This window comes from Methylacidimicrobium sp. B4, from assembly GCF_017310545.1.
In the GTDB taxonomy this organism is placed as follows: Bacteria; Verrucomicrobiota; Verrucomicrobiia; order Methylacidiphilales; family Methylacidiphilaceae; genus Methylacidimicrobium.
Genome location: NZ_CP066203.1, coordinates 732,724 through 753,063, shown reverse-complemented (window position 1 = coordinate 753,063; position 20,340 = coordinate 732,724). Strand labels below are relative to the sequence as shown.

General features: G+C 66.5%; 20 protein-coding genes and 1 tRNA gene. 10 read left to right on the top strand and 11 right to left on the bottom strand.

Annotated elements, in window-relative coordinates; genetic code table 11:
- Nucleotides 1–23 precede the first annotated feature (23 nt).
- The 5 genes from def to MacB4_RS03660 all read right to left on the bottom strand — a co-directional run bounded on the left by def (nucleotide 24) and on the right by MacB4_RS03660 (nucleotide 3,971).
- The gene (def, locus tag MacB4_RS03680; protein WP_206864501.1) at nucleotides 24–587 is read right to left on the bottom strand and encodes a peptide deformylase; all 564 of its coding nucleotides are present in this window, start codon (nucleotides 585–587) and stop codon (nucleotides 24–26) included.
- Complete coding sequence (locus MacB4_RS03675; protein ID WP_206864500.1) at nucleotides 584–1,012, bottom strand: biopolymer transporter ExbD; 429 nt, start codon at nucleotides 1,010–1,012, stop codon at nucleotides 584–586. Before MacB4_RS03675 ends, def begins: the two co-directional genes overlap by 4 nt.
- An 89-nt stretch (nucleotides 1,013–1,101) precedes the next feature.
- Entirely contained in the window at nucleotides 1,102–1,725 is a 624-nt protein-coding gene (locus MacB4_RS03670; RefSeq protein ID WP_206864499.1) for a hypothetical protein, read from the bottom strand.
- 7 nt (nucleotides 1,726–1,732) lie between these two features.
- A complete protein-coding gene (locus tag MacB4_RS03665; RefSeq protein ID WP_206864498.1) occupies nucleotides 1,733–2,218 on the bottom strand; it encodes a YdbL family protein in 486 nt (161 codons plus the stop codon).
- Nucleotides 2,190–3,971 (bottom strand): hypothetical protein, encoded by a 1,782-nt coding sequence (locus MacB4_RS03660; protein ID WP_206864497.1) that lies wholly within the window; start codon nucleotides 3,969–3,971, stop codon nucleotides 2,190–2,192. Before MacB4_RS03660 ends, MacB4_RS03665 begins: the two co-directional genes overlap by 29 nt.
- A gap of 142 nt (nucleotides 3,972–4,113) precedes the next feature.
- On the opposite strand from MacB4_RS03660, the gene MacB4_RS03655 reads away from it, so the two are divergent.
- The 8 genes from MacB4_RS03655 to MacB4_RS03620 all read left to right on the top strand — a co-directional run bounded on the left by MacB4_RS03655 (nucleotide 4,114) and on the right by MacB4_RS03620 (nucleotide 13,802).
- On the top strand, nucleotides 4,114–4,635 hold the full coding sequence (locus MacB4_RS03655) for a polymer-forming cytoskeletal protein (RefSeq protein WP_206864496.1): 522 nt from the start codon (nucleotides 4,114–4,116) through the stop codon (nucleotides 4,633–4,635).
- A gap of 25 nt (nucleotides 4,636–4,660) precedes the next feature.
- Nucleotides 4,661–5,662 (top strand): aspartate-semialdehyde dehydrogenase, encoded by a 1,002-nt coding sequence (locus MacB4_RS03650; RefSeq protein WP_206864495.1) that lies wholly within the window; start codon nucleotides 4,661–4,663, stop codon nucleotides 5,660–5,662.
- 151 nt (nucleotides 5,663–5,813) lie between these two features.
- On the top strand, nucleotides 5,814–7,922 hold the full coding sequence (locus tag MacB4_RS03645; protein WP_206864494.1) for a cation-translocating P-type ATPase: 2,109 nt from the start codon (nucleotides 5,814–5,816) through the stop codon (nucleotides 7,920–7,922).
- A gap of 68 nt (nucleotides 7,923–7,990) precedes the next feature.
- The gene (locus tag MacB4_RS03640; protein ID WP_242529308.1) at nucleotides 7,991–8,653 is read left to right on the top strand and encodes a phosphatase PAP2 family protein; all 663 of its coding nucleotides are present in this window, start codon (nucleotides 7,991–7,993) and stop codon (nucleotides 8,651–8,653) included.
- 6 nt (nucleotides 8,654–8,659) lie between these two features.
- Nucleotides 8,660–9,880 carry an amidohydrolase family protein gene (locus MacB4_RS03635; protein ID WP_206864493.1) on the top strand — a complete coding sequence of 407 codons (1,221 nt, stop codon included), beginning with the start codon at nucleotides 8,660–8,662 and terminating at the stop codon, nucleotides 9,878–9,880.
- Complete coding sequence (locus MacB4_RS03630; RefSeq protein ID WP_206864492.1) at nucleotides 9,877–11,010, top strand: 8-amino-7-oxononanoate synthase; 1,134 nt, start codon at nucleotides 9,877–9,879, stop codon at nucleotides 11,008–11,010. Before MacB4_RS03635 ends, MacB4_RS03630 begins: the two co-directional genes overlap by 4 nt.
- Entirely contained in the window at nucleotides 11,007–12,377 is a 1,371-nt protein-coding gene (gene bioA / locus MacB4_RS03625; protein WP_206864491.1) for an adenosylmethionine--8-amino-7-oxononanoate transaminase, read from the top strand. The genes MacB4_RS03630 and bioA overlap by 4 nt, the downstream gene beginning before the upstream one ends.
- Before the next feature lie 30 nt (nucleotides 12,378–12,407).
- Entirely contained in the window at nucleotides 12,408–13,802 is a 1,395-nt protein-coding gene (locus MacB4_RS03620) for a putative Na+/H+ antiporter (RefSeq protein ID WP_206864490.1), read from the top strand.
- Between the two features lie 13 nt (nucleotides 13,803–13,815).
- Here MacB4_RS03620 and MacB4_RS03615 read toward each other — a convergent pair whose 3' ends face one another.
- Both MacB4_RS03615 and MacB4_RS03610 read right to left on the bottom strand, forming a co-directional pair.
- Nucleotides 13,816–14,322: a cytochrome c gene (locus MacB4_RS03615; protein ID WP_206864489.1), complete on the bottom strand. Its 507-nt coding sequence runs from the start codon at nucleotides 14,320–14,322 to the stop codon at nucleotides 13,816–13,818.
- Between the two features lie 79 nt (nucleotides 14,323–14,401).
- A complete protein-coding gene (locus MacB4_RS03610; RefSeq protein WP_206864488.1) occupies nucleotides 14,402–15,259 on the bottom strand; it encodes an arylamine N-acetyltransferase in 858 nt (285 codons plus the stop codon).
- 112 nt (nucleotides 15,260–15,371) lie between these two features.
- On the opposite strand from MacB4_RS03610, the gene MacB4_RS03605 reads away from it, so the two are divergent.
- Together MacB4_RS03605 and can are read left to right on the top strand one after the other, a co-directional pair.
- Complete coding sequence (locus tag MacB4_RS03605; RefSeq protein ID WP_206864487.1) at nucleotides 15,372–16,496, top strand: alkene reductase; 1,125 nt, start codon at nucleotides 15,372–15,374, stop codon at nucleotides 16,494–16,496.
- The gene (can, locus tag MacB4_RS03600; RefSeq protein ID WP_206864486.1) at nucleotides 16,493–17,092 is read left to right on the top strand and encodes a carbonate dehydratase; all 600 of its coding nucleotides are present in this window, start codon (nucleotides 16,493–16,495) and stop codon (nucleotides 17,090–17,092) included. Before MacB4_RS03605 ends, can begins: the two co-directional genes overlap by 4 nt.
- 15 nt (nucleotides 17,093–17,107) lie before the next feature.
- On the opposite strand, the gene MacB4_RS03595 is transcribed toward can, so the two are convergent.
- From MacB4_RS03595 to MacB4_RS03580, 4 genes are all read right to left on the bottom strand, one after another.
- Nucleotides 17,108–17,182 (bottom strand) — tRNA-Glu (locus MacB4_RS03595).
- 95 nt (nucleotides 17,183–17,277) lie between these two features.
- On the bottom strand, nucleotides 17,278–18,438 hold the full coding sequence (locus tag MacB4_RS03590) for a hypothetical protein (protein WP_206864485.1): 1,161 nt from the start codon (nucleotides 18,436–18,438) through the stop codon (nucleotides 17,278–17,280).
- Nucleotides 18,439–18,501: 63 nt separating this feature from the next.
- Nucleotides 18,502–19,188: a response regulator transcription factor gene (locus MacB4_RS03585; protein WP_206864484.1), complete on the bottom strand. Its 687-nt coding sequence runs from the start codon at nucleotides 19,186–19,188 to the stop codon at nucleotides 18,502–18,504.
- Nucleotides 19,154–20,320: an ATP-binding protein gene (locus tag MacB4_RS03580; protein WP_206864483.1), complete on the bottom strand. Its 1,167-nt coding sequence runs from the start codon at nucleotides 20,318–20,320 to the stop codon at nucleotides 19,154–19,156. Before MacB4_RS03580 ends, MacB4_RS03585 begins: the two co-directional genes overlap by 35 nt.
- Nucleotides 20,321–20,340 lie beyond the last annotated feature (20 nt).

Below are 20,340 nucleotides of genomic sequence, written 5' to 3'. Positions count from 1 at the left end.
CGCGCTGAGGGTGAGCGCCACCCTCAGTCTGGCGTGCCCGCAGGCAGTCCTTTCTGGATCCGGATGAGCTCCTCCTTGATCTCTTTTCGCTGCGCGGGCTTGAGATAGTCGATGAAGAGCCTGCCATAGAGGTGATCGACCTCGTGCTGGATGACCACGGCGAGAAAGCCGCTGGCCTCGAAGACCAGGGGCTTCCCGTGGAGATCCTGTGCGCGGACCGAGACGCGCCGGGAGCGCGGAACGTCGATCCGGAGGCCGGGGAAGCTCAAGCAGCCCTCGTTGCCGATCTCCTTCGACTTCGTCAGCGAGAGCACGGGGTTGGCCAGGAAGAGGGGCATCTGCTCTTCGACCGGCACCGGCATGCCGCCCACGACCATCGTGGAGGCAGCCTTGGCCGCGGTAATGTCGACGACCGCAAAGAGCAGAGCCTTGCCCACTTGCTGAGCGGCGAGCCCGACTCCATGATGGGCGACCATGGTCTCGCGCATCTCTTCGGCGAACTTGCGGAGATTCGGATCGAAGCGGCGAACGGGCGCCCCGGCTTGGCGAAGGACCGGGTTGCCGTAAAGAGCGATCGGGAGAATCACGGTTGGGGGCTCTGCGTGGATTTGGGATCTACGGTAAAGGTAGGCAGATTGGTGATGCCGGCAACCTTGGCGGCATCCATCACCTGCAGGATGATCTCAAAAGGAGCCTTCTTGCTCGCCTTGAGGGCGATCTTCGTCTCGGGAGATTTGGCGAGGGTCTCTTTGAGGATCCGGCCCAGCTCCTTGGGCTCGACCGGCTTGTCGTCGAGGAAAACCTTTTCTTCCTCGGTCACGTAGAGGATGCGCGGGACGTCCGCCCGAACCGGCTTGGCCCGGGCCGATTCCGGCAAGTCGATCTTCACGGCGGGCTCCTCCCGCTGAAAGGTCGTCGTCACGACGAAAAAGAGGAGCACGATCGACAAGATGTCGATCAGCGAAACCAGGTTGATCAGGGGTTGCCGTTTCGGGCGCTCGACGAACCGCATCGGAGTTCCTGCTCAATTGAAACGATTCCCGCGCAGGATCAAGGAAAATAGCTCCGCCCTTCCCCACGAGGCTCGATCTTTTCCCCGCATCAGGGGCCCGTTGGCTGTGCTTCCTGGGAGAGGACCGGCGGAACCCGGTTGGCCTGCTGGAAGAAGATGTAGGAAAGGAGCAGGGACATCTTGTCTTCCCGGGCGATGCGGAGGCTCGCGGGTACCCGGAAGGGAATGCCGCTGGTGAAGAGCGGCTGAACCTTTCCGCCAGTCAACAGGAAGGCATGGACGAGGGGAGCCCTCGGGGGCGGAGGCCGTTCGTGGACGAGGATGTAGGTCCCGCTGAGCGAGTCGGTCCTGCCGACCAGCGCATGGGTCGCCTTCCGGTTGAGCCGGTGCTCGATCCCTTTTCGCTGCTTCTCTGGCAGGGATTCGAGGAACTCCCGCAGTCCTCCCGTCGGATCGTACGGTGCCTCCCGGCCGGTTGCGGGGGAGCCGCCGACTCCGGGAACCTGCCCGGGCGCGGGGGAGTTGGCCGGGCCCATCTGTACCGGGTGAAGAGGCGTCTCCGAGGGGGCCTGCTCGGGTGCGGGGCTCGAGGGTTCCCCCGCGGCCGGAAGAGGATATTCGGGGTCGCTTTGCGCTTGGGCCCGGTGGGGAGCGGCGAGGGCGGCAAGAAGGAGGGATAGCGCGACCAGACCCGATCGGAGGGCGAAGCTCATCGATTCGTTATTTGCGAATCCATGCTCCGTCCGGCTGCTGTACATACTCTCCCGGGAAGGTGCGCCTGGCCCAGCGGCGCGCGTACTCGTCCTGGATCTCTTCGAGGGGCTTTCCCTGCAATTTAGTCTGCGCCATGTAGAGCTTCAAGCGATCCCGGTTCTCTTCCTGGACGACGTGTTCCGCATACTGCTTGTAGGCAGCATCCGCCGGAGGGTTGACGACGGCCAGGAATCCGTCGCGATCCTCTCCGACTACACCCGCGTTTTTCAATCCCTGGATCTCCCCCGAGCGGAGCCGCCTTCGCTCTGCGACCTCGGGCGGGACCGGCGCGGCGCGCGTGTTCTCCTTCTCCGTGACGACGACTCCCATGTGGACGTTGATCCTCACCGGCTCCGGAGTCGTGACGCGCACCGTCGGAGAGCAGCCGAGCAGGAGAAGCGGGATGGCCAGAAGAAGCCATCCCCTACGGGGAGATCGGAGGATACTCTCCATGCGCGTTCTCCGGCACCTGACCAGAATTTTGCTCGAGAGACAAGCCGCTTGCGATCGGTTTCCCCAAGCGAGGATCCTGCTGCCAGCGAATCGTGAAGTTCCTCTTCCCTTCGGGCCCGCGCAATTCCAGCCGGAGGCGGCTCTCCGGCAGACCATAGGAAAGGGAGAGGAAGCCGACATGGTAGGCATAGCTGCGAAGGGATCGGGCGAGCATCTCGATCAGCTGCCGCTTGGTCGGGCTCCAATCGGCAGGAAGGCGCTGGAGGAAAGAGTCGATGTCGCGCATCTCGAGCCTTCCCGGGCCGTCGAGCGTCAAAAAGCCGATCGCGCTCCGGAGGCTCGTTCCCCGCGCATCGAGGTGAAGGCGTCCCCCCGCCGTCCCCGTGAGCGAAAGGGCGAAGCGGTCGCTCGTGAGCTGACGGGCGATCGGCTCGACGGAGACGCCGCTCAGGTGGATCCATCCGTCCCACGGGAAATCGTTCTGGAAGAGGACGGAGAATCCCCCATCCCCATATCCGCCGTAGAGCTCCCCTCCGAAGTGGCCGAAGATGCCGCTGCTGTTGAAGGTGATGTCGAGCCAGTCGTCGGTCGCCGTGATCCCCCGCCAGGACACCGAACGGAAGAAGATCGTATGGACGAGGTTGTTGGCCTTGCTTTCGCTCAGGGGCAGGTTGAAGGAGAGGCGCCCTCGGCGCACATCGAGGACGACATGGTAGGAAGGATAATCGATTCGTTCCGGCATGATCTCGATCTCGTTCTTGAGGCTTGCCTGGGTCCAGTCGTTGAGCGGAACGTTGGCGGAAGTCAGGCCGAAGAGGAACGGAAGGACGACTCCTGGCGCTCCAAAGGCGCTGATCACGAACTGTCCTCCTCGAACGAGCACCTTGTCGGCGTTCCACTGTTCGAGGGTCCGTTCACGCCCCCTCTTTCGTCGGATCTCCTCCTCCTTGCGAAACTGCTCCACGTACCAGAACAGATCGGGTCCGAGATAGAGCACCGGATGGAAGATCGCCAGCTGGTCGATCCGGTGCTCCGAGAGCCCGCGCCAGGAAAACTTCACGCGGAGCGCACCGATCGTGAGGATCTTGGAGAGCGGATCGTAGGGAGAATAGATCGTCACATTCCGTGCGGCGGCGATGCTTAAGAGGCGATCGTCCTGGCTCAACCCGGCAACCGGGATGTCGTGGAGCTCGATCGGCTGGTCATGAAAGCCCAAGGCGAGCGGGATGGGCGGCAGGTGGGGGGCGAGGCGGTCGATGTTGATCGTCGCCCGAGCCACCCGGACGGTGTCGATCTGGAGGCGAGGTCGGGGGAAAAGCTGGAGCCACCGGTTCGGTTGGCCTCCTCCCGTCGAGGCTCGCTCGAGAAAGGAGATGAGGGCCGAAGTCCAGACCGTCGGAGACTGAATTTCGACATAGGCCAGCCGCTGCCGCAGGAGGAGATCGTCCCATCTCCACCGAATCACGACATCGGAGATCAGGGCGACGTCTCCCAACGAGACGCCGTGAAGATGGCAAGCGGTTGGCGACAGCCAGTCCGCCGAGGCGAGGTCGAGCGGAAGGTCGAAGCGGCGGGCGAGCCCCGTAAGGAGGAAGGCGGTATTGGCTCGGATGCGCCGACCGACCCAGGGCCCGCCGGCGAAAACCAGCAGGAGGAGGAGGAGCAGCGGCGCGAGCGTCAGGACGAGGCGCCGGAGAAATCGTCTCTTCCGGGGAGGGCCGGTCCGTGCCGGCTCTTGTCCATCGCCCGTCATTGGAACCGGGATCTTAGCAGCGACCTCCCGGCCAGAAAATCGCAAAGCGTGGGAGCGCCGGAAAAGCCCGAAAAAAAGAGATTGAAAAGAACCAGGGGGCCGCGTTTGCTATGCCAAGCGAAAAGCCCTCCCGCGATCTCTTATGAACATTTCCACCGAAGCGATGAAGAGCCAGAGCGAGAATCTCGGTCCCAAGGTGACCGTGCTGACGAGGGATACCGAATTCCGGGGGACGGTCGGCTTCACAGGAGAGCTGCAGCTCAACGGGAGGCTCGAAGGAGAGATCCTCTCGGAGGACGGAACCCTGGTCATCGGCGATACGGCCCTGGTCAAAGCCGACATCCGGGCGAAGAAGGTGGTCGTCCGTGGTCAGGTATTCGGCAACATTCTTGCTCGCGAGCGCCTGGAAATGGTGGGATCGGCGCGCGTCTTCGGGGATGTGCAGACCGGAGCGCTTGCGATCGAGCAGGGCGCAGTCTTCGTTGGAAGGTCCGAGAGCTTGCAGGCGGACAAGGTGGAGAAACCCGACGTCGCCTCCTTCTTCAAGATGTTGAGCCCCGGCGTTCGGGAAACCACGCCCGCGAGGGTTGGAAAGGGGACCGAGTCGACCAAGCCGCTTCCCGGCGCAGAAGCGAAGCCCGTTGAAAAGGGAGCCGCCGCCTAGGCCGCGGCGCATCCACCCGCGCCCCATGGGCTTGCGCATCGGCATCGTCGGCGTCACCGGAGCGGTCGGTCAGGAGGCGCTTCGCCTGCTCGAGCAGGGGACCCTCGCGATCTCCGAGATCCGGCTCTTTGCTTCGGCGCGCTCCGCAGGCCGATCCTTTTCCTTTCGCCGCGAGCCGGTCCGGGTCGAGGAGATCCGGGCGGAGCGGCTCGCCGGGCTCGATTACGTCTTTTTCAGCGCCGGCGGCACAGTTTCCCGGGAGCATGCGCCGGCGGCGGTCGAAGGCGGGGCGGTCGTGATCGACAACTCTTCGGCCTACCGGATGGCGGCCGATGTCCCCCTGGTGGTGCCCGAGGTCAACGCCAAGGCCCTTGGCCGTCATTCGGGGATCATCGCCAATCCGAATTGCACTGCGGCCATCCTCGCCACCGCGGTCTGGCCCCTCCATCAAGCTGCCGTCATCGAGCGGATCGTTGTCGCGACCTACCAGGCGGCGAGCGGTGCCGGGGCGAAGGCGCTGGCCGAGCTCGACGCCCAGGTCCGGCAATATGCGGGCGGAGAGCCGATCGAGAAGAAGGTCTTTCCCGAGCAGATCGCCTTCAACGTCTTTTCCCACAACACGCCCATCGGCGAGTCGGGCTTCAACGAGGAGGAGAACAAGGTTGCGCAGGAGATCCGGAAGATCTTCGGAGAGCCCGAGCTCGGCATCTGCGCCACCTGCATCCGGGTTCCGGTCTTTCGGGCGCATTCCGAAGCGGTCGTGATCGAGACCCGGCGCAAGCTCTCCGCCGAGGAGGCCCGGGAGATCCTCCGCCATGCCCCGGGTCTCACGCTGGTCGACGACCGGAAGGCCAACCGCTTTCCTACCCCCCTGGAGGCGGCGGGCAAGCGGGAGGTGCTGGTCGGCCGGCTTCGGGAGGATCCTTCCCATCCGCGCGCGCTCGCCCTCTTCGTGAGCGGAGACCAGCTCCTCAAGGGAGCGGCCTGGAACGCCGTCCAGATCCTCGAGCTCCTGGCCGCGGGTTGAAAAAACCAGCCGCGCTGCGGCGATCCTGTGATAACGGGCGGGAAGCGATCGTAATCGGTCACGGGCAAGATCCGGCCCTCTTGCTCCCCCTTCGCGCTCTCGGGAGCATCTGCCCGCTTTGGCTTCGGCGGGAATCCCGTATAGTGGAGGGATGAACATCCGACTGCGAATTGGCGGAATGACCTGCTCCAACTGCGCCCGGCACGTGCAGACAGCGCTCTGCGCGGTTCCCAAGGTGAGCTCGGCGCGGGTCGATCTCGAAAAGGGCAGGGCGACGGTGGAGGTTGGCGAAGGAGGCCCCTCGCCGGCCGCTCTCGTCGAAGCGGTGCAGAAGGCCGGCTATGAGGCCGCACCCGCGGACGACGAGGAGGACTCATCGGGCCCTTGGCAGCGGGGCCTCTTGGTCGGGGTGATTCTCACCCCTCTTCTCTTCGTCCTGCCCTGGCTCGTCCGGGCGCCTCCTCATCCGCATTGGCTCGGCTGGGTCGAGCTTGCCCTGGCCCTGCCGGTGCAGCTGATCACCGGGGGGCCCTTCTACCAGGGGGCTTATCGGCAGCTTCGCAACGGCAGGCTCGACATGGATGTGCTCGTCTCCCTGGGCAGCTCGGCCGCCTTCCTCTTGAGCGTCTATGGGCTGCTGCGCCCGGGGGCGCTCGGTCATGGCTATTTCGATGAGGCGGCCGCAATCCTTACCCTGGTGAGCGTGGGCCACTGGCTCGAGGCCCGCGTCTCCCTGCGCGCCTCTCGAACGCTGCGCACGCTCTTGTCCCTTGCGCCTCCGAAAGCCCGCCTCCATCACCCGGGCGGAGAAGAGGAGGAGGTCTCGGTCGAGCAGCTCAAGAAGGGGGATCTGGTGGTTCTGGGGCCGGGGGACCGGGTGCCTGTCGACGGGGTCATCGAGGAAGGGAAGGGGGTGCTCGACGAGAGCATGCTGACCGGAGAGTCGCAGCTCGTGGAGAAGGCGGCGGGAGGCTTGCTCTACGCCGGAACGATCAATGTGAGCCGGCGGATCGTGATGCGGGTGGCGGCCGCGGGGTCGGAGACGGTGCTCGCCCATATCGCGGCGATCGTCGAGCGGGCCCAGCAGAGCCGGGCGGCGATCCAGCGGCTGGTCGATCGGGTGAGCAACGTCTTCGTGCTCGCGGTCCTCGCCGTCGCCGCGGGAACCGTCCTCGGCTGGGGATGGGTCGGGCTCGGGTGGGAAAAGGCCCTCTTGCGCGCCGCTTCGGTCCTGGTCGTTGCCTGTCCTTGCGCCATGGGGCTGGCGACTCCGGCGGCGATCCTGGTGGCTGCGAACGTGGCGGCCCGGAGGGGGGTTCTTTTGCGAGATGCCCAGGCGCTCGAAAAGTGCGGGAGGATCCGGAGGATCGTCTTCGACAAGACCGGCACGCTCACCGAGCCGACCGTGGGAAAGCCCTCCTATTATGGCTGCGAGCCCGCAGAAGCGGAAGGGCTCGCACGGGCGCTCGCCGCTCCGAGCCGCCATCCGTTGAGCCAAGCGGTCTCCCGGCATTTTGCGGAGGCGGAGGGTGTCGAGCTGGAGGACTGGGAGGAGGAGCGCGGCCTGGGAGTGCGGGCATCCTTCCAGGGAGAGAGCGTGCGGCTGGGCTCGCTGCGCTGGCTCGAAGAGCTCGGCGTTTCGCTGCCTGCGGAGGTGGCAGGCGGAGCCAACGGAACGCTCGGCCTCGCCTCGGGCAAGCAACTCCTGGCGACCCTGCCGATCCTCGCCCGGCCCAAGCCCTCGGCGGCGGAGGTGCTCCGCGGGCTGCAGGAAGCGGGCTATGCGGTCTACCTCTTTTCGGGCGATCGGGCCGAGGCGGCCTTCGCCTTCTCCCGAGAGGTGGGAATCCCGGCGGAGCGGACCTTTGCCGAGGTGCGTCCGGAAGCCAAGGCGGAGCTTGTGCAGAAGCTCCAGTCCCAAGGGGAGGGGGTCGCGTTCGTGGGAGACGGGATCAATGATGCGCCCGCTCTCGCCCAGGCCGACCTCGGCATCGCCGTGCTCCAGGCGACCGACATCGCCCGGGAATCGGCCGATGTGATCCTGCTGCGCAGGGACATCGAGGCGATCCCGGAAATTCTCTCCTTGAGCGCCAAGACGCTCCGGACGATCCACGAGAATCTCTTTTGGGCCTTCTTTTACAACGCGGCGGCCATTCCTCTGGCGATCTTCGGCGTGCTCGCTCCCGCCGTCTGCGCGGCGGCGATGGGCATGTCCGACCTCTTTGTCGTCGGGAATGCCTTGCGACTCTACCGCCGCTGACGTACGAAGGGGGTTCGCGCTCCCGGCGACGGGGAGCGCGAGGAAGCGCGGCGGAGCGGTCAAACGATATGGGTTGGGATCTCTGGCTCTTCTACGAGATCAACACCCATTGGACCAGTCCCCTCCTTGACCGCTCGATGCCCTTCGTCTCCCACTATCACCATTTCCAGGGAATCGTTCTGGCGGGGGTGGTCTTCTTGACCCTCTTCGGCCGCTTCCGCGAGCGTTGCTTCCTGGGCCTCGTGGGGCTGAGCCTCGTGGTCGGGGATATGGGCATGACCGACGGGCTCAAGCACCTCGTCAACCGCCCCCGTCCCTTTTCGGTGCTTCCCGGGGTTCGGGAGGTGGAGGAAGGGAAGATCTCCTGGTCCGACCCGAGCCAGGGCCCACGGGGCCGGTCGTTTCCTTCCGGGCATGCGGCGAACAACGCAGCGCTCGCCTACCTGGTGACCGCTTTCTACGGGCCGCGGCTGGCCTGGGTCTGGCTCTGGGCGCTCCTGGTCGGCTACTCGCGGATCTATCTCGGGGTCCACTATCCCTCGGACGTTCTCGCCGGCTGGCTTGCGGGAGCCTTCTATGGCTGGGCGCTCTCCTCTGGGGCCGCCTACGCCTGGCGCCGGTGGGGAGCCCAGGTTTCCCCACGCCTCTTTGCCGCCCATCCCCGACTCCTCTACGCCCGGGATCGGCGCGGGGAGAAGCCGCAGGAAGCAGAGGAAGGCGGGATCGGGTAACGACAGATGCTCATTTGCGCAAAGGCTCTCATCCTCGGACCCGGCGAGCTCCTGGCCCCCGGGACGGTTCGCGTCCTCGGGAACCGGATCGTCCAGGTAGCGGAGGAGATTCCTCTGCGGCTCGGCGAGGAGCGGGTCGTCCTCGAGGATGCGGTTCTCTCCCCGGGCCTGATCAACGCCCATGTTCATCTCGACTACACGGGACTCCGGGGGAAGCTTCCCGCCCACTCCTTTCCCGCCTGGGTCAAGGAGATCGTCCGCCTCAAGGCCTCCTTGAGCCCACTGGAGCTCGAAGCGGCGCTCGAGGAGGGCTTCGGTCTCCTCGCCGGGTCCGGCACGACCGGAGTGGCCAACATGGAGGCCTATCCCGAGCTTCTGCTGCTGGCCGACCGCTTTCCGCTCCGCTGCTGGTGGTTCCTCGAGCTGCTCGATATCCGTCCCCACCTCTGGTCTCCCGAGGCGACTTGCGGGGCGCTCCGCTTCTTTGACGATCCCCACCGCCCGCTCGGCAAGCTGGGGCTCGCACCGCATGCGCCCTACACGGTCTCCCCAGAGCTCTACCGGCTCGTCCGGCAGAGCGCCGAGCGCTTTCGCCTTCCGGTGACCACGCACCTCTCCGAGTCGCCCGAGGAGTGGGAGATGTTTTGCCAGGGAGGCGGCGCTCTCCTCGATCTGGTCCGGCAGGCCGGGAGCCCAAGGGAGAACGGCCGCGAGCTCTCCCCGCTCCAGTGGCTCGAGCGGATCGGCGGCCTGGTCCCCGGCATGCTGCTCGTCCACTTGAACTACTTGGCGGATGCGGACTGGGCTCTCCTGGCGCGAGGGGAGCACCCGGTCGTCCACTGCCCCAAGTCGCACGCCTTCTTTTCGTACGCTCCGTTCCCTCTCGAGCGGATGCTCTCCCTCGGCATCCCCGTCTGCCTGGCGACCGACAGCCTGGCCAGCAACGACTCCCTCGACTTGCGGGAGGAGATCCGCGCGGCTCGCCGGCAGCATCCCGGGATCCCGGCCCAGCGCTGGTGGGAGATGGTCACCTCGGCACCCGCCCGAGCCTTGGGCTTTCCCGGCACCCTGGGCGAAATCCGGGGCGGAGCCTGGGCCGACTTGGCCGCCTTTCGGTGGGCAAGCGGCACCGATCCCTGGGAAGCCTGCGTGGAAGGGCGGGAGGAGCCTCTCTTCCTCATGGTGGATGGGAAGGTGCTCCGGGCGGAGGGGCGCGGGTACCGGTGAGCGCGGAATTTCGCGGGGAGCTCCAGACGGAGCTCAAAGGGCTCGCCGAAGCGGGCCTGCTCCGTTCCCTGCCGCAGCCAGGGGGTGTGAGAGCGGCGGGGCCCTGGATCCACTTTGCCTCGAGCGACTACCTCGGCCTCGCCCGCCATCCGGAGGTGATCGAGGCGGGCTGCCGGGCATTCCGCGAGCAGGGGTCGGGGGCCGGCGCCTCCCGGCTGCTCTGTCCCGACGCGGCTCTTCATCGCGAGCTCGAAACCCGTCTCGCATCCTGGAAGCGCCGCGAGGCGGCCCTGGTCTTCTCAAGCGGCTACGCGGCGGCGGCCGGAACGATTCCCGCCCTGGTGGGGAGGGGGGATCTGGTCCTCCTCGACCGGCTGAGCCATGCGTCGCTGATCGACGGGGCGCGCGCCAGCAAGGCGACGGTGCGCGTCTTCCCCCACAACGATCTCGCCGCGCTCGAAGCGATCTTGCTCCGGATGAGGGCGAAGTTTCGGCGGGTGCTTTTGGTCACAGAATCCGTCTTCTCCATGGACGGAGACACCGCTCCCTTGCGGGAGCTGGTCGCCGTGAAGGAGAGGCATCGGGCCTGGTGCCTGGTGGACGAAGCCCATGCCGAGGGAATCTTTGGAGGAACCGGGGCAGGGCTCATCGAGGCGCTCGGCCTGGAAGGCCAGGTCGAGGTGGAGCTGGGGACTCTTTCCAAGGCGTTGGGATCGGGGGGCGGGTTTGTCGCCGGGGACCGGGAGCTCGTCGAGCTCCTGGTCAACCGGTCGCGCTCCTTCGTCTATTCGACGGCCCTGCCGCCGCCGGCGGCCGCGGCGGCGCAGGCGGCGCTCGCCCTGCTGACTTCGGCCGAGGGGGAGAAGCGGCGGGAGCGGCTGCGATCGCTCATCGCCCTCTGGGGAGGGGGTGAGGGAGACCGCTCCGCCATCTTCCCCGTGATCTATGGGGAGGAGAGGCGGGCGGTCGCGGTGGCCGCCCGGCTGCGGGAAAAGGGAATCTTCGCCCCGGCCATCCGATTTCCGACCGTCCCCAAGGGGAAGGCACGGCTGCGGATCTCGCTCTGCGCGTTCCACACGCCCGAAGAGATCCGGAGGCTCCGGTCGGAGCTTTCGAGAGAAGAAGGATGAGTGCGGAGGAACAGGACAAGGCCTTTGTCTGGCATCCCTTCACCCCCGATCAGCCCTGGCGGGACCCCGCCTATCGCCTGCCGGTGATCGTGCGTGGGGAGGGACCCTACCTCTGGGACCAGGAGGGAAGGCGCTACTGGGATGGCAATGCCTCGATCTGGACCAATGTCCATGGGCACCGCCATCCGCGGGTGGTGGCGGCCATCCGGGAGCAGCTCGATCGGATCGACCATGTCTCCTTTCTCGGGCTGACCCATCCCTGGGCGGTCGAGCTTGCGGAAAGGCTCTCCGCCATTGCCGCGGGCGAGAGCGGTCGGCGCTATCGGGCTTTCTTCTCGGACGACGGGGCGACCGCGATCGAGGCGGCGGTCAAGATCGCCTGGCAATATTTCCAGCAGAACGGCCAGCCGGAGCGCGATCGCTTTCTCTGCCTTGGGGAGAGCTATCACGGGGACACCGTCGGTGCGATGAGCGTCGCCCAGAGCCGTTTTCACCGGATCTTCGAGGGGCTGCGCTTCCCTTCGGCCTCGATCCTCCCGCCGGCCTGCTACCGCTGTCCCTTCAATCGGGCGCCGGCGGGGAGCCGGGATGCGAGGCTCGACCGCCGCTGCGCCTGGGAGTGCGTCCGGACGCTGGAGGAGGCGCTCGATCGCCACGGCGATCGGGTGGCCGCTCTCGTGATCGAGCCCAAGGTGCAGGCGGCCGCCGGGATGTGGATGCATCCGGAGGGTTACCTCCGCGAGCTCGACCGCCTCTGCCGGGAGAGGGGGATCCTCTGGATCGCCGACGAGGTCTTCACAGGCATCGGCCGGCTGGGGGAGTGGCTCGCCTGCCGGAGGGAAGGGGCCTTTCCCGACCTGCTCTGCTTGGCCAAGGGGCTGTCCGGGGGGATGACGCCTCTGGCGGCTACCCTCGTGCGAGAAGAAATCTACGGGGGATTCACGGGCGGGAAGGGCCGGGCCTTCCTCCATGGGCACAGCTACACGGCAAACCCGATCGGCTGCGCGGCGGCCCTGGCGACGCTCGCGCTCTTCGAGGAGGAAGCGGTCTTCGAGCGGACCGCCCGGGCCGCGGAGGCCCTGGGCGCCCTTTCCCGGCGGTTCTGGCGGCATCCCCACGTGGGGGATGTCCGGCAGGAAGGCCTCGTGCTGGCGGTTGAGCTTGTGGAGCGGCGGGAGGATCGGGCACCCTTTCCCGCGGAGCGGGAGGTGGCCTTCCGGGTCTGCGAGCGGGCGCGGGCGCACGGGCTCTTGACGCGGCCCATCGGGGATGTCCTCGTGCTGATCCCTCCCCTCTGTGCCACGACCGGCGATCTGGCCGGGATGGTGGGCGCGCTCGAGCGGGCGCTCTGGGAGGAGCTGCCATGACGCCCAAGCAAAAGAGAGTGGAAAGAGACGATGATCGCGTGGTTTACGGTCCTTGCGAGTGGAGCGGGCACTCTCCCCCTGGCGGAGTGTCTGCGGAAGGCCGTCCGGGAGGATCCGCTTCGGCTCGTCGAGGCGGGAATCTTCCTCCTGGCGATCGTTCACACCTTTCTGGCTCCTACCCTCCATCGACTGGGAAGCCGTCGCTTGGCGCGCGCCGACGCGCTTGAACCCGGTCGGAGCTCGCAGGCGGCGACGCAGCAGGTGGCCGCGGAGCTGCTCCTTCTCCTGGGCGAGGTCGAAGTCGTCTTCGGCCTCTGGGTCATCCCGCTCTTCTGGATCCTGGTGGGCGTCCAGGGCTGGAGCGGTGCGATCGAACGCTTGGGGCTGGGCCGGGATTTCGCTGAGGCGATCTTTGTCGTCGCGGTCATGACGGTCGCTTCGAGCCGCCCCATCCTTCTTTTTCTGGAGAGCTTGCTGCGACGGGTTGCGGCCATCGGCCGGGACTCAGTCTCCGCCTGGTGGTTTTCCCTTCTGACCCTGGGCGCCTTGGCGGGCTCCCTCGTCACCGAGCCGGGAGCGATGACGGTGAGCGCTCTTTTGCTCGGCAAGCATTTTTTTGCGCTCGGTCCGCGTCCGGCCCTCTCGTATGCGACCATCGGCCTGCTCTTCGTCAACGTCTCGATCGGTGGCTCCCTGACGCATTTTGCCGCCCCTCCGGTGGTCCTGGCCGCGCGGGCCTGGGGCTGGGGGAGCGGATATCTCTTCGTTCACTTTGGATGGAAGGCGGCGGTGGCCACGGTGTTGGGGAGCCTGGCTTGCCTCGTGGCCTTCCGAAAGGAGCTTGCCCGCTTGGAGGGGCTCCGTCGCGGGAGACAAACCGAAGAAGCCGCAGGAGAGCGGGTCCCGCCCTGGATCACCGGCGCCCATCTCCTCTTTCTGGCTTGGATCGTGGCGACCGCGGCCATCCCGGCGCTCTGCGTGGGCGGCCTCCTCCTCTTCCTGGGCTTCCTACGCGTGACGAGCCCATTCCAGGATGAGGTCTCCCTCCGGCAAGCGGTGCTGGTCGGCTTCTTCCTGGCCGGGTTGGAGCTGCTCGGGAGCCGGCAGAGCTGGTGGATCGGCCCGCTCCTCGAGCGGCTCGACGAACCTGACCTCCTGCTCAGCAGCTCGGTCATCACCGCTTTTAACGACAATGCCCTGGTGACCTATCTGGCCAGCCTCGTTCCTGATCTGGGGGAATCCTCGAAGCAGGCCGTGATGGCCGGAGCGATCGCCTGTGGGGGGCTGACCGTGATCGCCAACGCTCCCAACCCGGCGGGTCAGGCCCTCTTGAGCCGATACTTCCCCAACGGGATCTCCCCTCTCGGCTTGGCCGCGGGAGCGCTGTTGCCGACCGCAATCGCCCTGCTGCTGCTCCGTCCGTAGCGGGGCCGGGGGATCATCTCCCGCCGCCGCAGCCTCCCATCCCGCATCCCATTCCCTGGCGATGTCCGTGCCCCATCCCGCCTCGACCTCCCATGCAGCCGGAAAAGGCTCCCGTGGTCGGCTCGCCCTTGGTCTTCTGGCGAACGGCCGCGACCGCTTCGGCGGTGATCTCCTCTCCCCCCCATTCGGAGCGCAGATAGGAGAGGAGGGAAGCCACCTGATCGTCATCGAGCCTCGTTCTCCAGGAGGGCATCCGGCCCCGGTACTCCTCCTCCCCGACGCGGATCCTCCCGGCGTAGCCGTTCAAGACGATGTGAATGAGCCGATCCGGATCGCCCGTCACCCAGGGAGAGTTCCGTAAAGGCGGGATGGAATCGAGCCCTTCTCCGCGGGACCCGTGGCAGACCGAGCAGTTCTCGAGGAAGAGGGCGCGCCCGCTCTTGGCAGGGAGGGAGGGAGCCCCGAGGAAAAGGAGCAGGGAAAGAGCGGCAAAGAGCCGGAAACCGGAAGCGCCGGCCATCGGGCGAGCCATCAAAAGAAGATTCCCTCTTTGGCCACCCGGAGAAAGGGGAAAGATTACGGGCGTTGTCCCCTTCGCCCTATCCGGGTTTCCCCGATCGGGAGGAGGAGCTGGGGCACCCACCTGCGGCTATCGCCTCCAGGAGATCGTCGAGTCTCGGCTCTTCGGGCGGGGTGAGCCGGAAATCCTCTTCGAGCACCCGCCGGATCTCGGTCCCGCTCGCCAGCCGCCGCCGCTCGCTCGTTCCGTCGAGCCGGTGGATCGTCAGCTCGTGGTTCCGCAGGGCATACCGGCGGCCGGCATCGGGCCGGGCCGCCACCAGCTCCTTCCGGAAGGGCGACTCCGGGTGGGAGCAGAGATACCAGTTGGCCATCTCGTAGTCGACCGGCAGCTGGGGCTGGAGGTCGAAGTGATAGAGGGAGCGCCACTCCCCGCGGAGGAGCACCTGGGTCAAGAGACCCTCTCCCGAACGGACGATGCGCATCGGCTCATGGGATGTTTCCTGGACGAGGCCGGTTTCAAGCCAGAGAGGGGCGGTGAAGGTGAGCCCGCCGAAGCCGACGTCGACGAGGTAGGGACGCTCGAGGTCGACCCGAAGCGCCATGTGGGTGCGCGGCCGCGTGGCCCCCTCCGGGACATTCCAGCAGACGCGCCCGGCGAGCCCGGTGACCGGGAATCCGAGAGAGCGCAAGATCTCGGCAAAAAGGAGATTCTGCTCGAAGCAGTAGCCTCCGCGGCCCCCGAGGACGAGCTTCTGCTCGATCGAGCCGAGGTCGAGCGCCACCACCCGGCCGAGCAGCGGATCGAGGTTCTCGAACGGAATAGCCTGGGGATGAAGCGCGTGGAGGGAGCAGAGCGTCTCAAGAGAAGCGGTCGCCGGGCCGCCGTAGCCGATCCGGGCAAAATAGGAGTCGAGGCGGGGGGCTTTTTGGCTCATCGGGCGAAGGATAGCAGATCGTCTGGCGATCCGCCCGCCTCGCGGCTCGACTCGGGCTGGAAAATCCGCTACCAAGCCACTGCGTGTCGCGATTGAACCCTCGGAGGTCCTCATGTCTTCTCTATCTCATCTTTTCTCCCCATTGACCGTGGGAGCGGTGCCAACGCCCAACCGGATCTGGATGGCTCCCCTGACGCGATCGCGGGCGGGGCAGCCCGGAGACGTCCCCACCGAGCTCAATGCCCGGTATTACGCGCAGCGGGCTTCCGCGGGCCTCATCGTCAGCGAGGCCACCCAGATCAGCCGGGAAGGGCAGGGATATGCCTGGACCCCGGGGATCTACACCGACGCGCAGGAAGCGGGCTGGCGCCGGGTCGTCGAGGCGGTCCACCACGCCGGGGGACGGATGGCGCTGCAGCTCTGGCACGTGGGCCGGGTCTCCCATCCTCTCCTCCAGGAAGGCCACCAGCCACCCGTAGGCCCTTCCCCGATTCGCGCCGAGAAGACCGAATGCTTCGTCGTCCTCGCCGATGGCACCCCGGCCCAGGTGCCAGTGGAGACACCGCGGGAGCTTTCGCAGCCGGAAATCCGGAGAATCGTCGGAGAATATGCCGCTGCGGCCCTCCGGGCACGCCGCGCGGGCTTCGACCTGGTCGAGATCCATGGAGCCAATGGTTACCTCCTCAACCAGTTTTTGGACCTTCGGGCCAACCAGCGCCGCGACGAATATGGGGGCTCGCTCCCGAACCGGGCGCGATTCCTGCTCGAAGTCGTCGATGCGGCCGCCGAAGCGATCGGTCGCGAGCGGATCGGGGTCCGGCTTTCCCCCAATGGGGTCTTCTCGGATATGAGCGTCGAAGGGAGCTGGGAGACCTCGCTCTACGTCGCAGCCGAGCTCGACAGGCGAAAGATCGCCTATCTCCATATCGCGGAGCCCGACTGGGCGGGCGGTTCGCCGCTCACCGACGAGGAGAGGGGTGCGCTGCGCAGGGCCTTTTCTGCGGTTTTGACCTTCTGCGGAAATTATACCGCCGCCCGTGCCGAGGCGGCGATCGCTGCGGGGATCGCAGATGCGATCGCCTTCGGCAAGCTCTTCCTGGCCAATCCCGACCTGCCGGAGCGATTCCGCCGGGGAGCTCCGCTCCATGCGCCCGATCCCGCGACCTTCTATGGCGGCGGGGAAAAAGGCTACACCGACTACCCGACGCTCGATGCCTTCGGGCGGAGCCAGACATGATCGAAGAGCTCAAAGCGAACAATCGGGCCTGGGCGCGGCGGATGGTGGCCCGCGACCCCGGCTTCTTCCGGCGGCTCGTTGGGCAGCAGTCTCCGAAATGCCTCTGGATCGGCTGCGCCGACAGCCGGGTGCCGGCCAACGAGATCATCGGCCTGGGACCGGGCGAGCTCTTCGTGCACCGGAACGTCGCCAACTTGGCCCCTCCACAGGACGCAAACTACCTTTCCGTGCTCCAGTATGCGGTCGACGTCCTCCGTGTGGAGCACGTCCTGGTCGTCGGCCACTACGGGTGCGGCGGGGTGAGTGCGGCCGTGGACGGGCAGCGCCGAGGCCTGGTCGACCACTGGCTCCATCCGATCCGCGAGGTCTGGAGAGATCACCGGGAGGAGATCGAGGCCATTCCCGATTCTCAATCCCGCCTCCATCGGCTCTGCGAGCTCAACGTGATCCGCCAGGTGCGCAATGTGGCCTCCGACATCTTCCTCCAGGAGGCCTGGGCGCGCGGACAGGTGGTCTCCATCCACGGCTGGGTCTACTCCCTGGCCGATGGCTTGGTCAAGGATCTCGACGTCACGGTCGACGGACCGAAAGGTTGAATGGTTGCCGGGGAATGGCGACCCCAACGGGATTCGAACCCGTGCTACCACCTTGAAAGGGTGGGGTGCTAACCACTACACAATGGGGTCGGGCGGCCGATGCTTGTGCGCGCGCTTACGGGAGGAGCAAAGCAGAACCGGGCGGGAGCGGCAAGCGCGAAAGGCGTCCGCGAGGTCTTTCGCATTCAACGGAGGTGGCTCGCCATGGTGACGATCGCCACCGCACCCAGGGAAAAGAGTCCTCCCGCCCAGAGCCATTGGCGTAGCCCGAGCAGGACCAGGACCGGCGGTACCCGGTCGGGGTTTTCCTCCCGAGGTAGATCGAGGCAGGCCTGGACGAGCTGCCGGCTAAAGTGAAAGAGCCGATGGCCTCCGGCGGCTACGAGTGCGAGCAGGGGCAGAAGCAGAAGGTCGGTCGGGCGGAATGCCAGAACCGAAGGCACGCCGGCCAGCGGGCGGGCGGCCAGGAAGTTCCCCGCCACGAGCGTCCCCGTAACGGCGAAGAGCTCGAGTGCATGCGTGGTCAAGGGGAGGCGGCAGGCAGACGGGGCCCCGGATTGGGCGTCGCGAGAGCGGCGGGCCCGGGGACGCATCAGCACGGCTGTGGCCGCCGGCTCGGCCAAGATCTGATGGAAGGATCGGAGAAGGAGGGCGAAGAGCGAGAACGCCCCGATCCCCTCCCGAAGCGAACCGGAAGGGCCGGAAGAGGAGGAGAGGGGATGGAAGAGGAGCAGCCAGACCAGGCCGAGGCCGCTCATGCCGAAGAGAGTGATCGCATAGCTGTTCACCAGCGACCCGGTTCCGAGGAGGAGGATGAAGGGATCGCGCCTGCCGGTTCGCGCAAGGACCGGGGTCAGGATCAGCAGCTCGGCGAGGAGGGTGGCCATCCACAAGGAGAGCGAAAGGAGAAGGAGCCGGACGAGAACCCTCCAGAGCAGGGGTGCTTCCGGCCCGAGGGGGGTAGCCGGTTTCCCGGCGGGATCGAGAAGAAGGGTGCCGGCCAGCAGGGCCCAGAGCGTCCAGGGGAGCCCGGACCAGGGAATCGTCGGCCTCCGCAAGGGCAAGGACAAAAGAAAGCCGAGGCCGAAGAGACCGCCCAGGAAGGCACCGAAGGTGGCCGGGGCTGGGCTTCTTCCCAGCGCCGGGAGAAGGGAGCCTAGCACGGGGATGGCTCCGACCGCGAGGAAGCCGACGATGGCCCTTTCCGTCGAGAGGGCGGCATTGGGCGGTAGTCGATCCCGGAGGGCCCGCTCGATCGGGTTCCAGAATGTAAAGCGTCCGAGGAGAGTGGCGAGCCAGCAAGCTTCCCCGAGGGAGCGTGCGGACTCGAGGACGCTTTCGGTCATCCAGGGAGACGGGTCCATGACTGCGAGGTTCCGCCCGATCGCGGAAAAGGTCGAGCGGATGCGTCAAGCGCTGGGGACCGCCTGGGACTGTTGCCAGGAAATCGCGTAATGGACGAGCTCGGGTCCCGAGGCAAGCTTGAGCTTTTCCTTGAGGCTGCCCCGATAGGCTTCCACGGTCTTGATGCTCAGGTGGAGCTGATCGGCGATCTGCCGGGTTCCCAGGCCCCGTCCGATCAAGAGGAAGACCTCGAACTCCCGGTCGCTCAGCGACTCGACCGGGGAGAGCGTCGGCGTGGCCCGCCGGCCGGAAAAGCGCTCGAGGACGCGGGTGGCGACCGAGTTGCTGACGAAGATGCCGCCTTCGAGCACTCGTTGAATGCCTTCGAGGAGCTTTTGGCCCCCCTCGCTCTTCATGAGATAGCCTCTCGCCCCCGCCCGGAGCGCCCGCTCCGCATAGAGCGACTCCTCGTGCATCGAAAGCGCCAGGATCGCCACTTCGGGATAGGCGGCGTGGACGTCCTTGATGAGCTCCAGCCCGCTCTTTCCCGGCAGGGAGAGGTCGACGATGACCAGATCGGGCTTCGTCTTCCCGACCAGGTCGAAGCCTTCATGGGCGGTCGCCGCCGTTCCGCAGACCGTGAGCCCTCCCTTGGCTCCGATGAGCTGTGCGATCCCTTCGCTCACCAGCGCGTGGTCGTCGACGATCAGGACCTTCCTAGGCTGGCCCGACTTGCCTCTGGTCTCTTTCATTTCCAGCTACCCCTTTTTTCTTGTTTCCCCTCGGGGCGGAAGGAACCGTGCAAAGGACGATCACTCCTCCCTTGGGTTTCGATTCGAAGCGGATCACGCCTCCGATCAATCCGGCGCGGTATCGCATCGAACGTAGCCCGAGACCGGAAGCCGACGCGGCCTTCGGTCGCATCCCCTCTCCGTCGTCCGCGATGCGAAGATAAACGGACTCGTCCCCCCCGCCCAAAAGAATTTCGACGTGGCGCGGCTTCCCATGCCGAATCGCATTGTGGAGCGACTCCTGGGCGATCTGGTAGAGGTGGATGGCCGTGTCCGCATCCCGAAGGGCCGGCTGGCCGATCAGCGCGAAGCGGCAGGAGACCCCCGAATCCTCTTCGCTCTTCCGAGCCAGATCGCCGAGCGCCTGCGGCAGCTGGGCGGGGGAGATCGCCAGCGGCATGAGCCCCTGCGCGAGGGCGCGCGCGCAGCCGCTCGCCTCCCGGACGAGCTCGCCGATCCGCGCGGCGAGGGCCGCTTCGGGAACGGAGCGCTCGCAAAGCTTCGATTGCAGGAGCTCCGCCTGGTAGTGAACTCCAATCAGCATCTGGCAGAGGCTGTCATGGATGTCTTGCCCGATCCGTAGCCGTTCCCGGGCTTCGGCATCGAAGAGAGCCCGTTCCAGGGCTCTCCGCTCGGTCAGGTCCCGTACGAGAATGGTGAGCGCAGGACGCCCTTCCACGAGCGACTGGCTGACCGACAACTCCAGGGGAAAGATGTCTCCGTTCTTTCTTCGTCCGAGAGCCTCGTGACGGCCCGTCGTGAAGGAGAGAGTCCTGGACGGGCGATGCGGGAAGTCGACCGAGGGGATGACGGTCTGCTCTGGCGTGTGCAAGAGCGAAGCCAGCGGTCGCCCGAGAAGCTCGCCCGGGAGATAGCCAAAGATGCCCGCGGCCGCGCGGTTGGCGATTTCGATCGAGAGCGCGGCGCCGAGAACGAGCATCCCCTCGAACATCTGGTCGAGCATCTGATGCATCCATCCCGCGATGGTGCAAAAGCCCTGGATCCGTTCAGCTCCCAGGCAGTCGGCGACGGAAAGGCCGCAGGGCTCACGGGGAACACCGGCCTTGTCGAGCTTCGCGGTCCTTCGTGCCATGACCGGAAGAAGCATGATCG

Bases quoted from the DNA above. Each gene is read 5' to 3' on its own strand.
- MacB4_RS03675 (WP_206864500.1), bottom strand. From the start codon at position 1,012: ATGCGGTTCGTCGAGCGCCCGAAACGGCAACCCCTGATCAACCTGGTT.
- MacB4_RS03670 (WP_206864499.1), bottom strand. From the start codon at position 1,725: ATGAGCTTCGCCCTCCGATCGGGTCTGGTCGCGCTATCCCTCCTTCTT.
- MacB4_RS03665 (WP_206864498.1), bottom strand. From the start codon at position 2,218: ATGGAGAGTATCCTCCGATCTCCCCGTAGGGGATGGCTTCTTCTGGCC.
- MacB4_RS03660 (WP_206864497.1), bottom strand. From the start codon at position 3,971: ATGACGGGCGATGGACAAGAGCCGGCACGGACCGGCCCTCCCCGGAAG.
- MacB4_RS03655 (WP_206864496.1), top strand. From the start codon at position 4,114: ATGAACATTTCCACCGAAGCGATGAAGAGCCAGAGCGAGAATCTCGGT.
- MacB4_RS03650 (WP_206864495.1), top strand. From the start codon at position 4,661: ATGGGCTTGCGCATCGGCATCGTCGGCGTCACCGGAGCGGTCGGTCAG.
- MacB4_RS03645 (WP_206864494.1), top strand. From the start codon at position 5,814: ATGAACATCCGACTGCGAATTGGCGGAATGACCTGCTCCAACTGCGCC.
- MacB4_RS03640 (WP_242529308.1), top strand. From the start codon at position 7,991: ATGGGTTGGGATCTCTGGCTCTTCTACGAGATCAACACCCATTGGACC.
- MacB4_RS03635 (WP_206864493.1), top strand. From the start codon at position 8,660: ATGCTCATTTGCGCAAAGGCTCTCATCCTCGGACCCGGCGAGCTCCTG.
- bioA (WP_206864491.1), top strand. From the start codon at position 11,007: ATGAGTGCGGAGGAACAGGACAAGGCCTTTGTCTGGCATCCCTTCACC.
- MacB4_RS03620 (WP_206864490.1), top strand. From the start codon at position 12,408: ATGATCGCGTGGTTTACGGTCCTTGCGAGTGGAGCGGGCACTCTCCCC.
- MacB4_RS03615 (WP_206864489.1), bottom strand. From the start codon at position 14,322: ATGGCCGGCGCTTCCGGTTTCCGGCTCTTTGCCGCTCTTTCCCTGCTC.
- MacB4_RS03610 (WP_206864488.1), bottom strand. From the start codon at position 15,259: ATGAGCCAAAAAGCCCCCCGCCTCGACTCCTATTTTGCCCGGATCGGC.
- MacB4_RS03605 (WP_206864487.1), top strand. From the start codon at position 15,372: ATGTCTTCTCTATCTCATCTTTTCTCCCCATTGACCGTGGGAGCGGTG.
- can (WP_206864486.1), top strand. From the start codon at position 16,493: ATGATCGAAGAGCTCAAAGCGAACAATCGGGCCTGGGCGCGGCGGATG.
- MacB4_RS03590 (WP_206864485.1), bottom strand. From the start codon at position 18,438: ATGACCGAAAGCGTCCTCGAGTCCGCACGCTCCCTCGGGGAAGCTTGC.
- MacB4_RS03585 (WP_206864484.1), bottom strand. From the start codon at position 19,188: ATGAAAGAGACCAGAGGCAAGTCGGGCCAGCCTAGGAAGGTCCTGATC.
- MacB4_RS03580 (WP_206864483.1), bottom strand. From the start codon at position 20,320: ATGGCACGAAGGACCGCGAAGCTCGACAAGGCCGGTGTTCCCCGTGAG.